The sequence below is a fragment of the Thiocapsa sp. genome, from assembly GCF_011390875.1.
Taxonomy (GTDB): Bacteria; Pseudomonadota; Gammaproteobacteria; order Chromatiales; family Chromatiaceae; genus Thiocapsa.
This window is the reverse complement of record NZ_JAABRP010000016.1, coordinates 1-15,533: the sequence shown is the minus strand read 5'-3', so window position 1 is coordinate 15,533 and position 15,533 is coordinate 1. Positions and strand designations below refer to the sequence as shown.

Sequence of the window (15,533 nt, the reverse complement as noted above, 5' to 3'; positions counted from 1 at the left end):
CGCGAGTCTACCCAAAGCGCGACCGAAAAACCGTGCGGGATTGCTTGCGGGTTCTCACCGTCGCCCACGTCGGTTCAGCTAAACTCTCGGCGTATTTCCCGCGGCGAACCCACATCGGGCGTTCGCGATCCACATCAGAGACGCGTCCAGATGTTCAAGCAAATCCGCCTGTGGGCCAACATCCTCCTGGTGATCGGTGCCGCGATCATCCTTGCCATTACCACGCTCACGCTCGTGAGCCTACACAATCTCAAGACCGTAAGCCGCACGGCTGAGGAGTCCGAGCTGCGCCAGTACGCGGCGATGGTCCAGACGCGGATCCGCGATGAAGTCGAATTGGCGGAGGCACTCAGCGTCCTGGTCGCCGAGATGCCGGAGGTCCAGGCGCGTTTCGCCGCGGGCGATCGCGATTGGCTCGCCGAGCAGTTTCACCCGCCGTTTGTGGCCCTCGCACGCGACTTCGGTGCGGTTCAGTTCCAGTTCCACACCGCGCCGGCGATGTCTTTTCTGCGTCTGCATATGCTGGAGAAGTTCGGCGACGACCTGTCGAGCTTCCGCCGTTCGGTCGTGGATACCAACCGCGATCGCACGCCGCACCGCGGGCTGGAGCTCGGCGTCGCGGGCCTCGGCGCCCGCGGCGTGGTGCCGGTGCTCCGAGATGGAAGCCACCTCGGCTCCGTCGAATTCGGCATGTCGTTCGGCCAAGCCTTCTTCGACGACTTCAAAGCAAGCTACGGCGTGGAGGCCGCACTCTATATCCTGCGCGACGGCGAGGTGGAGACATTTGCGAGTACGCATGAAGGTCAGCCTTTCCTCGGTCCGGATGCACTGAGGGCCGCCTTTACAAGCAAACCCCAAGTCGCCGAGCTCGAGATCGGCACGATACCTGTCGCGGCCTATGCGGAGGTGATTGCGGATTACTCGGGAAAGCCGCTCGGTGTCGTCGAGGTGGCGATGGATCGCACCCCGTACGTCACCGTCCTCGGCAAGACGCGCGTACAGGCCATGATCATCGGCGTCCTGGTCGCGTTGTTCAGCATCGGTATCTCGCTGATCACCGCCCATGCCATCACGAAACGGATACGCCGCCTGGCCAACGAGATCGACCGCGTCACCAACGGCGATCTCAGCGGCGGCGACTCGATCGACGGCAAGGACGAGCTGGCCGACCTCGCCCGCGCGCTCGAGGGAATGCGCGAGCATCTCAACGCGTTGGTCACGGGCGTGGAGACGACCGCCTTCTCGGTCCATGCGGCATCGCGCGAGATCGCGCAGGCGGTCGACGGACAGGCCGCGACCTCCAGTCAGATGTCGGCCTCGGTGGCCGAGATCACCTCGACGATGGAAGAGCTCTCCGCCTCCTCGACCCAGATCGCGGAATACTCCGAGTCCGTCGTGAACATCGCCGGTCGGACCTACGACGACAGCCTGCGCGGCTCGGATGCCATGCAGAGCCTGGTGGAGAAAATGCGACGGATCGGCGAGGACAATCAGAACGCGCTGAACGAGATCCTCGAGCTCGGCACCCGCTCCAAGGAGATCTCCAAGATCATGCAGATCATCGATACGGTGGCGGATCAGACCAAACTGATCGCCTTCAACGCGGCCTTGGAGGCATCCTCTGCGGGCGAGGCGGGGAAACGCTTCGGCGTCGTCGCCGCCGAGATTCGGCGGCTGGCCGACTCGGTGACCGAATCCACCGGCGAGATCACCGGCAAGGTCGCCGAGATCCAGGAGTCGATCAACCGGCTCGTGATCAGCTCGGAGAAAGGCTCCACCGGGATCCAGGAGGGGATCGCGGACTCGGCCAGCACGGCGGATATCCTCCATGCCATCGTCGAGGCGGCGAGCGAGACCTCGACCTCCGCCCAGCAGATCAGTCTCTCAACGCAACAGCAGCGCACCGCCAGCGGTCAGGTTGTGGTCGCCTTGCGCGAGATCGTCACCGCCAGCTCGGAGACCGCAGGCGCCGTACGCCGGATCGCCGATATCGCGCGCGATATGAACGAGCTCTCGGGTGCCCTGCAGGGCAGACTGGATCAGTTTGTACTCGACGGAGCACGCACGCCGTCCGCTGCACCCGGTATGTCGAGCCCGCCCTGATGACGGCACCTACAATGCGTCCGGTACGGGTCTTGGTGGTGGACGACAGCCGCTCTGCAAGGAGCCTGATCCGGGCGCTCATCGAGGCGGCGCCGGGGCTTGTCGTCTGCGGCGAGGCCGCGGATGGTCGGGAAGCGGTCGAGAAGACCCTGGCGCTCAAGCCGGACATCGTCACCATGGATCTTCAAATGCCCCAGATGGACGGGATGCAGGCGATCGAGGAGATCATGTCCCGCCACGCCGTGCCCATCCTGGTCCTTTCCGACCAGGCCGACGCCCCCAACGCGATGGCCGCGGTCGCACGCGGTGCACTCGAGGCCGCGCGCAAACCGACCTTCGACGAGGGACCGGAACTGGCGGTACGCCTGCGCATCCTGGCCCGGATTCCGGTCATCCGCCATATCCGGCGCAACGGCGCGCTCGCACTCAAATACGGGGCCGACGACCCGACTGCCCCGGCTCGGCTTGGCGAGCCGCCAACACCGCAACCGAGCCGATCCGGCTCGGTTGTCGTCGCCATCGCCGCCTCGACGGGCGGGCCTCAAGCCCTCGCTCGAATCCTTCCGGACCTTCCGACCGACTTTGCAGCCCCGGTACTGATCGCCCAGCACATCTCCGACGGCTTCGCCGGGGCGATGGCCGACTGGTTGGCTCAACTCTGCGCACTGCCGGTGAAGATCCCCGTCGAAGGCGAGGCGCTCGCGCCCGGGCGGATCTATCTCGCCGATTCGATCACCCACATGACACTCGGTGCCGGGCGACGCATCCGTTTGGAGCAACGCATGGAGACCGACATGTATCGCCCGAGCTGCGATCGGCTGCTGGCCAGCGTCGCGGCGCAGGTCGGGCGCGATGCCGTGGGCGTGATCCTCACCGGGATGGGACGCGACGGCGCACAAGGGATGCTCGCACTCGCGAAAGCCGGCGGGACGACCATCGCCCAAGACGAGGCCACCTCGGTCATCTTCGGGATGAACCGCGAGGCGATCCTCGCCGGCGGTGTTCAGATGACGCTGCCGCTCGATCTTATCGCAGGCAAGCTCTGCACCCTGGCGGGTCGTCGCGCTGCAATCGGCGCCGGGATCGCCTGATGCCGATCCGGTCCTTTAAGTCTTTCGTCAAAGATCGCCTCGGGCTGCACTTCGGCCCGGACGCGGATAGACGACTCCTGTCCATCCTGGCAGGCCGGATCACGGCAACCGCTGCGGGATCGATCGACAACTATCTGAAATCCCTTAACGCCGATCCGGTCGAGCTCGGGCGTCTGACCAGTCTGCTGACGGTCAACGAGACCTACTTCTACCGTGAGCCCGACCACCTGACTCTGCTCACGGAGCGGCTCGTGCCGGCGCGCTTGACGCAAGCCGCGAAGGGCAATCCGATCCGGATCCTCTCCTTGGGATGCTCCACCGGCGAGGAACCCTATTCGATCGCCATCGCCTTGCGCGAGCGTTACGGTGATCTCGCCGAGCAGCTGTTCCGCATTACCGCGGGCGATGTCGACGACGCCGCACTCGAGCGCGCCCGCACGGCCATCTACGGCCCGTTCGCCTTTCGGGCCCTGCCTGCCGAGCTTCGTGACCGCTGGTTCTCGGCGGTGGACGGCACGCACCGCCGCGTCGATGCCGCGATTCGACGGCAGGTCGATTTCATCCCCTGGAACCTGCTCGCACCCGACTACCCGGAGGCGATGCAGGGACAAGACGTCATCTTCTTCCGCAATGTCTCCATCTACTTCGACGCGGCGACCCGCAAGGCCGTCATGACGCGGCTGCGTGACCTGCTCAAGCCGCAGGGTCATCTGATCGTCGGCACCTCCGAGACGCTGGCGAATGACTTCGGCCTGATGCGTCTGCTTGCCCTGGACGGCGTCTTCCTGTTCGAGAAGATGCCGGTCGAGCCCTCGCTACGGCGCACGCCCCACGGACGCGATGCACGCTCGGCCACTGCAGTTCAGACGCGCCCGAGCGCACACGCGCCCCGAGCCGACGCAGCAGGATCCGCCTCGACCGACCGACGCGATTCGTCGATCGAGAACCCGGCCGAGCAGGGGCACTATGAGCAAGCCCTGGCATCGGCCCGATCCGAGCGTTTCGAGGAGGCGCTTCGCCATCTCGCCCCGCTTTGCGATCGCGAGGACGCCGCCGTCGAGCATCTCGCGCTCCAAGCCCATCTGCTGCTCGAGCGCGGCGACACGGCCGGTGCCGAAGCGGCCGCGCAACGCGCGCTGACGCGCGACCCCTGGTCTTCGGACGCGCTCCTTCTGCTCGGGCGCTGTGCACGTCTGCGCGGCGACACACAGGGCGCGATCAGCGCCTTGCGTCGGGCGGTCTACGACAAACCCGACTGCTGGCGAGCCCACTACCAGCTCGCCGAAACCTATCGCCAGCAAGGCGAGACGGGGCCGGCAGAACGCGAATACCGGATCGTGCTGCGCCAGCTGCGCAACGAGACACTCGCGCTGCAGGGCACGGGCGCGCTGCCCTCGCTCCTGTCGGTGAAGGATCTGCGCTTCCTGTGCGAGACGCGTCTGGCGCGTCTCGCCGACGCCGCGGCCTGAGAGCCTCGTCATGGCACTCGACATCACCAAATTCATCGGCCGTTTCGTCGACGAGGCGCGCGAGCATATCGCCCGGCTCGAGACCGGACTCGCCACGCTCGGGACGGCGGGCGACGGCGGCCGGGACGGTATCGACGCCCTGTTCCGATCCGCCCACACCATCAAGGGATCCTCGCGCATGCTCAAGCTCGCGAGCATCGCCGAGACCGCGCACCATCTCGAAGACGTGCTCGGCGTCTTGCGCGAAGGCAAGATCCAGCCCGACCCGGCGCTCGCCGCACTGCTGATGCGCGGAGTGGATGCCATCGGCGCAATGATCGAAGAGGTCGCCGCATCCGGCGCGGGCGCGGCCTGCGGACCACCCGATCAAGCCCTATGCGAACGGCTCACCCGGGCCGCCGCAGGTGATTGGTCGGAGCCAAGCCCGCCGCCGATTCCCGAGCAGTCGGCCGCTGCCGACGCGCACTCGATCCCGGACGCCATCCGGGGCAACATCCCGTCTGCAGCCCCGCCGCCGCCACCATCCGCGACGGACCCGACGCCGCAAACCCCGCAACCGACCGGCACCGAGGCCGCGACAAGCATCCGCGCACCCGAGACGGTGCGCGTGCGCATGGACAAGCTCGACACCCTGGTCAAGCTGATGGGCGAGATGGTCTCCAACCAAGCGCGGCTGCGTCACGTCCTGGGCGAGGCGCGCCGGCTCGACGCCACGGCCCGGGCGCTCGCCGCCCGCACCCTCGCCGAAACCGGGGCCGAGTCGGCGGAGCTTGCCCGCGCACTGCACGGGTTCACGCTCGATCTGCGCGACCTGACGCTCGATCAAGAGCGGCTCATCGGCGAGCTCAACGATCGCGCACTCGGCATGCGGATGCTGCCTCTGGGCACGGTCATGGATCCGATCGCCCGGGTTGCGCGCGAGCTCGGACGCTCGCTCGGCAAGGAGATCCGGTGCGAGACGAGCGGCAGCGAGATCGAGCTCGACCGCCAGATCATCGACCACCTCGGCGACGCGCTGGTCCATCTGGTGCGCAACGCCATCGACCACGGCATCGAGTCGACCGAGGAGCGTCTGGCGGCGGGCAAGCCGGCGCTCGGGGAGATTCGTCTCTCGGCACGTCAGGAGGGCGGCGCCGTGCTGATCGCCATCAGCGACGACGGCCGCGGACTCGACCGCGCGCGGATCATCGAGAAGGCACTCCAAAAGGGCCTGATCGAGGTCGGTGCCAGCCACGAGATCACCGACGAGCAAGTCGCCGACCTCATCTTCCACCCCGGCTTCAGCACCAGCGCCATCATCACCGAGGTCTCGGGACGCGGGGTCGGGATGGACGTGGTCAAGCGCGTCATCACCGACGAACTGCAAGGCTCGGTCTCGATCAACTCTCGACCGGGCGCAGGAACCACCCTGACGCTCAAGCTCCCGCTCTCGCTGGCGGTGATGCGGATCCTGCTGCTCGAGGCGGCCGGGCACTGCTTCGGAATCACCGCGCCCCACGTCTCCGAGCTGATCCGCACCACCCGCTCCGAGACGATTCAGGTCGCCGGACGCCCGGCGGTCGTGCTCCGCAACGAGTTGGTCCCGCTGATCCCCTTGGCCGACCTCCTGGGTCTGCCCGCGCCGGCCGAGTCGTCCGCACGACGCCGACAGGGACTCGACGAGGAGGCACTCCTGGTCGTCATCATCGGGGTGCGACAGGCGAAGCTGGGGCTGGTCGTGGATCAGCTCGTCGACGAGCGCGACATGGTCCTCAAGCCGCTGCCCGAGCACATGCGCGGCCGGGGCGCACTCGGCGGCCTGGTCGGCGGCGTGGTCGTCACCGGCACCAACGCGCTCGTCAGTCTGCTCCAGGCCCCCGCCCTGCTGGATGCGGCACGACGCATCCGCGGCGAGGCGATCAAGGCGGCGGTGAAGGACTCGGCGCCGCGACACGACGGACACCAGGGTCAGCACATCCTGGTCGTGGACGACTCGCTGAACACGCGCGAGATCGAAAAAGAGGTCCTGGAGGCGTCCGGCTACCGCGTCACCCTGGCCGAAGACGGCCTCGACGGTTGGCAGAAGGCCGTGGGCGGACGCTTCGACGCGGTCCTCACCGATGTCGAGATGCCCGGTCTGGACGGTTTCTCCCTCACCGCCAAGCTGCGCGAGAACGACAAATACCGTTCCACACCGATCATCATCGTCACCTCGCGTCAGACCCGCGAGGACAAACAGCGTGGCATCCAGGTCGGCGCCGACGCCTATATCGTCAAGGGCGATTTCGACCAATCCAATCTCGTCGACACCTTACGGAATCTGCTCGGCTGATCACACACCGCCCAAGAGGAACGGTTCAAAAATAAGTCAAACAACTCGACGAGAGAATTACTCTGCGACGGAAGTCGTTGTCGCTGTCGATTAAGACAACGATTGGATTCGGCGCTCGACTTATCTCCGACACGTTACTAAGGACCCTTTGTCATGCGTATCTTGATCGTCGACGATGACCCCTTCGCAGGAGCGATGGCCGAGGCCATTCTGGATGCGGAAGGGCACGACTGTAGGCTCGTAGAGAGCGGCATGGAGGCACTCGATGCCCTCGGCGAGGAACACACGGGATTCGACCTGGTCATCTCGGATATGCACATGCCGCTGTTGAACGGTTTGGACCTGTTCCGGGAGATGCGCGATCGGGACATTCCGACCCCCTTCGTCCTCCTGACCGGGGACAACCCGGAACCGCTGCGCGCGCAGGTCCCCGGCCTTGCCGCCTGTCTGACGAAGGATGCGTCGCTCGAGGCCACGTTGCCGGCCGCCGTCGCCGGAATTTAACGAGGAAACCATGGTCGCCGAACGGGGAAACGCCTCCACGCCCGCCGCGCCGAACAAGGCCGAATCCTTTCAAGTCCGCAAGGCGCGTCTGCGCGCGTCTTTTGTGTCCCAGTTGCCCGGGCGTCTTGCCGATGCGCGCCGCGCAGTCGCCGAGCTGCACCCGGGCGAGATCGATCACGCCCGTCTCGATGCCCTGTACGTCCTCTTCCACACCCTGAAGGGATCGGGCGCCACCTTCGGCTTCCGCCAGATCAGCGATACCGCCGAGAGCGCCGAGCAGGCCATGCGCCGTGCCATGGACTCGGGCGGGTGGGTCGAGGCCGCGCTGCCGACCGAGCTCGCGCGCCTGATGGACGACCTGGACGCGCTGGCGCTCGCCGCCGATGTGCAGGTGGACCCGGATGTGGCCCCCGGATTCGAGCTTCCCGGTCCGGAGCCGCAGCTCGAGCCAACATCCGGACAGGCGCCCGACGCACGCCCCGGACAACCCGCGGATCGCAGCCAGCGGATGGTCTATCTCTGCGACGACGACCCCGATCTTGCCGCGCAACTGGCCGGTCAGCTCGGCTGTTTCGGCTATCGCGTGCGGGCCTTCACGAACCTAGCCGACTTACGCGAGGCGGTGGGCATCGAACGCCCGTCGGCGATGATCCTCGACGTGGTTTTCCCGGAGGACGAGAATGCCGGGCCGAAGATGCTGGCCGAGATCAGGACCGGGGAGGAGGAGGCAATCCCCTGCATCTTCATCTCTTGTCGCGACGACTTCGGCGGGCGCCTCCAGGCGGTACGTGCCGGCGGCAGCGCCTACTGCACCAAGCCGATCAAAACGGTCGAGCTGCTGGAATTCCTCGATCGGCTCACCAACCCGCATCCGCCCGAGCCCATCAACGTCCTGGTGGTTGACGATGACCGCGAGCTGGCCCAGTTCCATGCCGCGGTCCTGGAAGAAGCCGGCATGGTCGCCAAGGCGGTGAGCGATCCGGAGCAGGTGCTGGGTCTGCTCGACACCTTCGATGCCGACCTGGTGCTGATGGACATGTACATGCCGGACTGCTCGGGGCCGGAGCTGTCGCGGATCCTGCGCCAGATCCCGGGCCATGTGAGCCTGCCGATCATCTATGTCTCCTCCGAGACGGACGTGGAGCGCCAGCACAAGGCGCTCGCAGTCGGAGCGGATGGCTTTCTGACCAAACCGATCGAGCCGGCCCGACTGATTGCCGAGGTCGGTCTGCGAGCCGAGCGCATGCGCATCCTGCACTCGTTGATGGTCCGCGACGGCCTGACCGGACTTTTCAATCACAATGCCATCATGCAGTTTCTAGAGGTCGCGGCGGCGAACGCGCGTCGGGCCGGGACGTCCCTGTGCTTCGCCATGCTCGACGTCGATCATTTCAAGTCGGTCAACGACACCTACGGCCATCCGACCGGCGATCAGGTCCTCATGGCGTTGAGCCGAACGCTGCGCCTGCGCCTGCGCGAGGACGACCTGGTCGGACGTTACGGCGGGGAGGAGTTCGCGGTGGTCCTCAGCGGTGTGAGCGTCGAGCGGGCAAAACGCATCCTTGATGCCCTGCGCACCAGTTTCTCCAACGTGACCTTCTTCTCGGACGGACAGGAGTTCCGCTGCACCTTCAGCGTCGGGGTAGCGGACTTTCCGACCTTCGACAGCCCGGACGCCATGACCGAGGCCGCCGACCGGGCGCTCTACCGGGCCAAGAAGGGCGGACGCAATCGGGTCGAGATCGCGACCGTGCAAGACAGGCTGCCCGAGCCCGACTCGACGGGGACGTCCGATGGATCTTGAGCGAACCGAATCCGCCACCGACGTGTCCGATCGCGACAAGCTGGACATGCTCCTGGATCGGCGGCGCGAAGCCGGCGCTCGGATCGTCGAGATCGAGACCGCCAAGGTCAAGCTCGTGATCTTCGTTGTCGGCGAGACGTTGCTTGCCTTCCCGGCGCGCGTGCTGGTGGAGATCCTCCCTCTCACGACGATCCATTTCGTCCCGGGCTGCCCACCGGCGCTGGAGGGCATCATCAATGTCCGCGGCGATATCGCCTCGGTGGTCCGACTCGGCGATCTGCTCGGCATGACGCACGCCCCGTCCGCCCGTCGCTCCGCCATTCTGCTCGCCCGGGGGACCCAGGTGCGCAGCGGGTTGCGGGTCGATCGGGTGGTCGACGTCATGGACGTGACCGAGGCGTCCATCCAAGCACCGCCGGACAGCTTGCCAGAACCCCTACGCGGGCTCGCAGCCGGGGTGTTCGAGCATCAGGGACAGGTCGTGATCCTGCTCGATCTGGATCGGGTGTTTCAGACCCTGTTGCCCGAGCAGCGGTGACGCGGATGGAGCGCAGACACGAGAGGCGAGACGAGTGCGGCGACGGCGGGATCGAACTGGTGGTCTTCCACGTCGGCGCGCTGAGGTTCGCCGTTGTCTCCGAGAACATCCGAGGCATCGCCGATCCCGCCGAGACCCCGGATGCTCCGGCACCGGCATTGGCGGATCTGCTCGGCCTCGTGGGCGCGTCCGCCATTGTCTCCGCCGACACGCATGGATCGCGCGAGCGTCTGCTCCGGTTCAGGCACACCGCGCAGGATGGTGCGTCCGACGGGGCGCAGCGTCCCGGCGTGCGCATCGAGGAGCCGGTCTCGCTGCGGCGCGCACCGGTCGACGCGATCCATCCGCTGCCAGCACTCTTGGAGGCGCTATCCGAGCTGCCCTGCGTGCGCGGGCTCGTCACACTCTCGGCGACGAACGCGGACGACCTCGCTATACTGATCGATCCCCGGCGTCTGCCGGTTGAGGCATGCACGACGCCCCCGGCGCATGCAGCGCGACGCGGGCAGGGATGATGCGCTCCCGGTCAGAGCTCGACGAACGGCGACAGGAGTCATGACGAGCAACCGCAACAACCCGGAAAACCCGAACCGGGACGGCATGCGCCCGAGCGAACAGGAGGCGGTCGACGGCTTGCGCATGCGGGCCGCCGAAGCCCTCGAAAGCGGGCGCTTCGATCTCGCGGACGAGATCCTGGCCGGCATCGACGGCCAAGAGCTGCAATTGGCCAAGTTGGTCGAGAACCTGCGCGTCTACCAGACGGAGCTGGAAATCCAGAACGAGGAGCTGCAACGCAGCCAGCAGCACGCCGAAGACGCGGCCGCACGCTTCTCGGCCGTCTTCAACAGTCTGCCCTTGGCCGGGCTGATCATCGACCGACAGGGGCTGATCAAGGAGGCGAACCAAGGCGCGCGCGCACTCTTCGGTCTGCGCGATCACCACGGGCACCAGCACTTCTTCGCCCGCCTGATCGCGGAGGCCGACCGCGGCGAAGTGATCCACGTCTGGTCCAACCTCGACGGGGAACAACCGTGCGAGCTCACCGAGCTCCGGTTTCTGACACTGGAAGGTGATCGCTTCGTCGGCGATCTGCATCTCGCCAAGCTCCCCTGCGCCCTCGACGACGAGCCCAGGTTTATCTGCGCGGTCGTGGATCGCACCGATTCCGTGCGCCAACGTCGCGCGCTCGCCGAGGCCACCGAGGCGATGGAGCGCAGCGAACGCTTTCTCGACGCCACCGGGAAGATCGCGAAGGTCGGCGGATGGGAGATGGACGTGTCGACCGGCCAGGTGCGCTGGACCGACATGACCTATCGCATCCATGACGTGTCTCCGGCGGATGATCCGTCCCTGACCGAGGCGTTGGCCTTCTTCAGTCCCGAGGATCGCCAATTGCTCGAGCATCGCATCGACCGGGCGATCGCCCGTGCCGAGCCCTATGACCTGCAACTGCGCATGACCACCGCCAAGGGCCGCGCGCTCTGGGTCCAGGCGACCTGTCAACCCGTCGTCGAGGGGGGCCGCGTGGCCAAGCTCCAGGGTACGATTCAGGACATCAGCCACCTCAAACGCTCCGAGGAGCAACTGGAGTTCCTGGCCCACCACGACCCTTTGACGGGTCTGGCCAACCGGAGCCTCTTTCGCGCGCGCCTGGAGCTGTGTCTGCAACGCGCGGCGCGCAGCGGCACGCATGTCGCCCTGCTGTTCCTGGACCTGGACCGTTTCAAATACGTCAACGACAGCCTCGGTCATTCGGTGGGCGACCAGCTGCTCGAACGGGTTGCCGCAGCACTCGCCACGCAGGTCCGTTCCTCCGACACCATCGCGCGCCTCGGCGGAGACGAATTCGTGGTCATCATGGACGATGTAGGCAACCCGCGCTTCGCGGCCCGATTCGCACGGCGTCTCCTCGGAACGCTGGATCAGCCCTTCGCGACGGAGACCCGCGAGCTCTACGTCACCGCCAGTATCGGCATCAGCCTCTATCCGGAGGACGGCACGGACATGGATACCCTTCTGCGCCATGCCGATATCGCCATGTATCGCGCCAAGGAAAACGGTCGCAACGGATTCAATTTCTACGAGCCCGCCATGTCGGCGGGCGCCGCCGAGCGTCTGCGCATGGAGCACGAGCTGCGCGGCGCCTTGGCACGCAACGAGATGCGGCTCCACTATCAGCCGCAGGTCGCCTTGGGCGATTGCAGCCTGCGCGGCGTCGAGGCACTCTGCCGCTGGCAGCACCCGCGCCTGGGTCTGGTCGCCCCCGATCAATTCATCCCGGTAGCCGAGGACAGCGGTCTGATCGGCGATCTCACCGCCTGGGTGCTCGAGCAAGCCTGCAGTCAGCTCATCCTCTGGGATCAGGCCGGCTTTCGGGTACCGCGTCTGGCCGTGAATCTGCCGATGCGCGAGATCGAACGGACCGACTTGGTAAACCGGGTCCGCCGCACGCTCGAGCGCACCGGCCTGGCGCCGGATCGCTTGGAGCTGGAGGTCACCGAGTCGATGATCATGCGACGCTTGGATCTCGCCGTGACCACGCTCGATGCCTTGCGCGCACTCGGCGTGATCCTCGCGCTGGACGACTTCGGCACGGGACATTCATCCCTGGCCCACCTGAAACGGCTGCCGCTCAATCGACTCAAGATGGACAAGTCCTTCGTCGAGCGGCTCGGCGAAGATCGCAACGACGAGGCGATTGCCCGCGCCGTGATCGCCTTGGGCCGCAGTCTCGGCCTAGGGGTCATCGCCGAGGGCATCGAGACCCGTGCACAGCATGATTTTCTGCGCGACGAATTCTGCGACGAAGGGCAGGGTTACCTGTATGGTCGCCCGTTGGCGGCAGCGGCTTTCCTGGAGAGTTGGTCCATGACGGAGGGGCGCCTGTCGGCGGATCGGACTGCATCGGCGCCCGAGCCCGAACCCTGATCGGATGATGAACATCGCTACGATACGAGAAACCAAGGTCGCCATGACCACACCACCGAGCAACGCCGGCGCTCCCGCATCGGGCCGCGACGGGCTGCGGATCGTCGACCCTTATGTCGGTGAAGGCGGCATCGTCTACGGCACCGCGCGCTTGGTGCGCCAGAGAGAAGACGAGGAAACGATTCACCAACTGCATCTCGAGCTCAAGCGCGCACGCGGGCTGCGCGCCGAGCTGAGCGAGATCCAGGCCGCCAACGAGCGCCTGGCGCGGGCCGAGCATGAGGTCAAGACCGCCGACCTCGATCGCCAGGTCGCCCAAATCGAGCGCAGTCTCGCGGGCATCGAGCGCGCACGCGCAGCGATCGGGCGAGGACGCGCATGACGACGCATCACTTGAGGCTTTATATCGCCGGGCGTACGCCGGCTGCCGATCGCGCACTGCACAATCTTAAACAGCTCGCCGTCGAGGTCGCCACGGCGGATCTCGTGCTCCAGATCGAGGTCATCGACATCCTCGAGCGACCCCAACTGGCCGAGGACGAGCGCATCCTTGCCACACCCGTGGTCATCAAGAAGCTGCCCCCACCGATGCGGCGCGTGGTCGGCGATCTTTCCGAGCGAGAAAAGGTCTTGATCGGTCTCGACCTCAAGGTCGATTGATGACTGCAAACCGTGTTGACTTCGAGCGGATCGTCGCACTGGCATCGGATGCCATTCTGATGCTGGACCGACAGGGCGTCATCCGGTATGCGAATGCCGCTGCCGCGCTTCTCTTCGGTCGGTCGATTCAGGCATTACTGGGCGCGGATTTCGGCTTCGTCGTGATTCCGGACGAGCCGATCGAGATCGAGATTCCGCGCGCGGGCGGCATCGTGTCGGCGGACATGCGCTGCGTCGAGATGACCATGGACGGAGACGAGGTGGCCGTGGTCTACCTCCGCGACGTCACGGTGCGCAAGCTTGCGGAGGCTAGGATAAATGACCGCGAGCGACTCATCCGGATGGCCGCGAACCTCGCGCGGATCGGCGGCTGGGATGTCGACCTCATCGAAAACCGGGCGACCTGGTCGGACGAGGTCTGCCGAATCCATGAGGAGCCGCCCGGCACGGTGGTACGCGTCGAGGATGGCATCGCTTACTATGCCCCGGAATGGCGGGAGCGCATCACACACGTCTTCACGGCTTGCGCACGCGAGGGTATCGGCTACGACGAGGAGCTGCAGATCATCACGGCGAAGGGCCGGCGGGTCTGGGTCCGAACCATCGGCGCTGCGGTTCGCGACGTCTCCGGCCACATTACCCACGTGCAAGGCGCCTTTCAGGATATCACCGAGCGCAAAACCGCCGAGGAGCGTCTGCGGCTCTCGGCGGCCGTCTTCGAGAACACCAGCGAGGGGGTCATCGTCACGGATACGACCCCGTCGATCATCGCGGTCAATCCGGCCTTCACCGAGATCAACGGTTACCGCCCGGATGAGGTCTTGGGTCGCAACCCGAACCTGCTCAAATCCGGACAGCATGAGCAGCGCTTCTACGAAGAGATGTGGCGGGCCCTATTGGACCAGGGTCACTGGCGCGGAGAGGTCTGGAACCGCCGCAAGGACGGCGAGATCTATCCGCAATGGGTCAACATCAACGCGGTACGCTCGGAGCTGGGCCAAACGACGCACTATGTCGGCGTCTTCTCGGATCTCAGCGATGTCAAACGCTCCGAGGCGCAGATCGAGCGCCTGGCGCATCGCGACCCGCTCACCGACCTTCCCAACCGGCTGCTGTTCCGCACCCGCCTTGAGCAGGCCCTGCTGCGCGCGAGCACGAACCAAGCCCGCATCGGCCTGCTGTTGGTCGACATCGACGGCTTCCGGCACATCAACGACAGCCTCGGACACGCAGTCGGCGACCTTGCGCTGCGCGAGATGGCCAAACGCCTCACCGCATTGGTGCGCATCGGCGAGACCGTGGCGCGACTCAGCGGCGACGAGCTCGCCCTGCTGATCGAGGGTGACGAGGACATCGACACCCGTTCCGCGCTGCTGTCGGAGCGCATCGGCGAGAGTCTGAAGAAACCCTTCGCGGTCAATGCCTCGGAGCTCTTCATGAGCGCGAGTATCGGGATCGCCATCTATCCCGAGGACGGCACCGAAGTCTCCGAGCTCATGCAGAACTGCGATGCCGCCCTCTACCAAGCCCGCGAGGCCGGCGGCAACACCTATCGCCACTATGCCCGCGGTCTGACCGACTATGCGCGAGAGCGCGTGACCTTAACCTCGGAGCTGAACCGCGCAATCGAGCGCGACGAGCTGCGCCTGCACTACCAGCCGCTGGTCGACACCGAAAGCTCTCGGGTGAACGGGCTGGAGGTTCTGGTGCGCTGGCAGCATCCCGAGCGCGGCATGGTCCTTCCCGACAGCTTTATTCGGTTGGCCGAAGAGACGGGGCTCATCATTCCCCTCGGCGCATGGGTGTTGCGACACGCTTGCATGCAGGCCCGCGAGTGGGAGGCTGCGGGGATCCCGTTCGGGCGCATTGCCGTGAACGTCTCGGGGGTTCAGATCCAGCGCAGCGATTTCGCACGGACGCTCGAATCCATCCTCAACGAAACCGGATTTGGCCCCGAGCGTCTCGAGCTTGAGCTCACCGAGACCTTCGTCATGGATCTGCGCGAGGATGCGCAGCGACTCCTCGGCGATCTCAAGGGTCTGGGAATCGCGTTGGCGATGGATGATTTCGGCACCGGCTATTCCTCGCTCGCCTATCTCAAGGGGCTGCCATTCGATACACTCAA

At 66.0% G+C, this 15,533-nt stretch carries 12 protein-coding genes; all 12 read left to right on the top strand.

Translation table 11 applies throughout. The features are described from left to right. The first annotated feature begins 150 nt into the window (after positions 1-150). Positions 151-2,103 (top strand): methyl-accepting chemotaxis protein, encoded by a 1,953-nt coding sequence (locus tag GPT33_RS02315; RefSeq protein ID WP_296805537.1) that lies wholly within the window; start codon positions 151-153, stop codon positions 2,101-2,103. Further along, positions 2,103-3,194: a chemotaxis-specific protein-glutamate methyltransferase CheB gene (gene cheB / locus GPT33_RS02310; RefSeq protein ID WP_296805536.1), complete on the top strand. Its 1,092-nt coding sequence runs from the start codon at positions 2,103-2,105 to the stop codon at positions 3,192-3,194. The genes GPT33_RS02315 and cheB overlap by 1 nt, the downstream gene beginning before the upstream one ends. Beyond that, positions 3,194-4,663, top strand: coding sequence for a CheR family methyltransferase (locus tag GPT33_RS02305; RefSeq protein WP_296805533.1), 1,470 nt, complete (start codon positions 3,194-3,196; stop codon positions 4,661-4,663). The genes cheB and GPT33_RS02305 overlap by 1 nt, the downstream gene beginning before the upstream one ends. Positions 4,664-4,673: 10 nt before the next feature. Then, the gene (locus GPT33_RS02300; RefSeq protein ID WP_296805531.1) at positions 4,674-6,974 is read left to right on the top strand and encodes a hybrid sensor histidine kinase/response regulator; all 2,301 of its coding nucleotides are present in this window, start codon (positions 4,674-4,676) and stop codon (positions 6,972-6,974) included. Positions 6,975-7,127: 153 nt separating this feature from the next. After that, entirely contained in the window at positions 7,128-7,478 is a 351-nt protein-coding gene (locus GPT33_RS02295) for a response regulator (RefSeq protein WP_296805528.1), read from the top strand. Positions 7,479-7,488: 10 nt separating this feature from the next. Continuing rightward, the gene (locus GPT33_RS02290) at positions 7,489-9,282 is read left to right on the top strand and encodes a diguanylate cyclase (protein WP_296805526.1); all 1,794 of its coding nucleotides are present in this window, start codon (positions 7,489-7,491) and stop codon (positions 9,280-9,282) included. Beyond that, positions 9,272-9,820 (top strand): chemotaxis protein CheW, encoded by a 549-nt coding sequence (locus GPT33_RS02285; RefSeq protein ID WP_296805524.1) that lies wholly within the window; start codon positions 9,272-9,274, stop codon positions 9,818-9,820. The genes GPT33_RS02290 and GPT33_RS02285 overlap by 11 nt, the downstream gene beginning before the upstream one ends. Before the next feature lie 5 nt (positions 9,821-9,825). After that, entirely contained in the window at positions 9,826-10,335 is a 510-nt protein-coding gene (locus tag GPT33_RS02280) for a hypothetical protein (protein WP_296805523.1), read from the top strand. A gap of 40 nt (positions 10,336-10,375) precedes the next feature. Then, entirely contained in the window at positions 10,376-12,748 is a 2,373-nt protein-coding gene (locus GPT33_RS02275; RefSeq protein ID WP_296805521.1) for an EAL domain-containing protein, read from the top strand. 43 nt (positions 12,749-12,791) lie between these two features. Continuing rightward, positions 12,792-13,130: a hypothetical protein gene (locus GPT33_RS02270; RefSeq protein ID WP_296805519.1), complete on the top strand. Its 339-nt coding sequence runs from the start codon at positions 12,792-12,794 to the stop codon at positions 13,128-13,130. Then, positions 13,127-13,408: a circadian clock KaiB family protein gene (locus GPT33_RS02265; RefSeq protein WP_296805517.1), complete on the top strand. Its 282-nt coding sequence runs from the start codon at positions 13,127-13,129 to the stop codon at positions 13,406-13,408. Before GPT33_RS02270 ends, GPT33_RS02265 begins: the two co-directional genes overlap by 4 nt. Then, the coding region (locus GPT33_RS02260) for an EAL domain-containing protein (RefSeq protein WP_296805515.1) at positions 13,408-15,533 on the top strand (2,126 nt) is incomplete at its 3' end. The genes GPT33_RS02265 and GPT33_RS02260, both read left to right, overlap by 1 nt.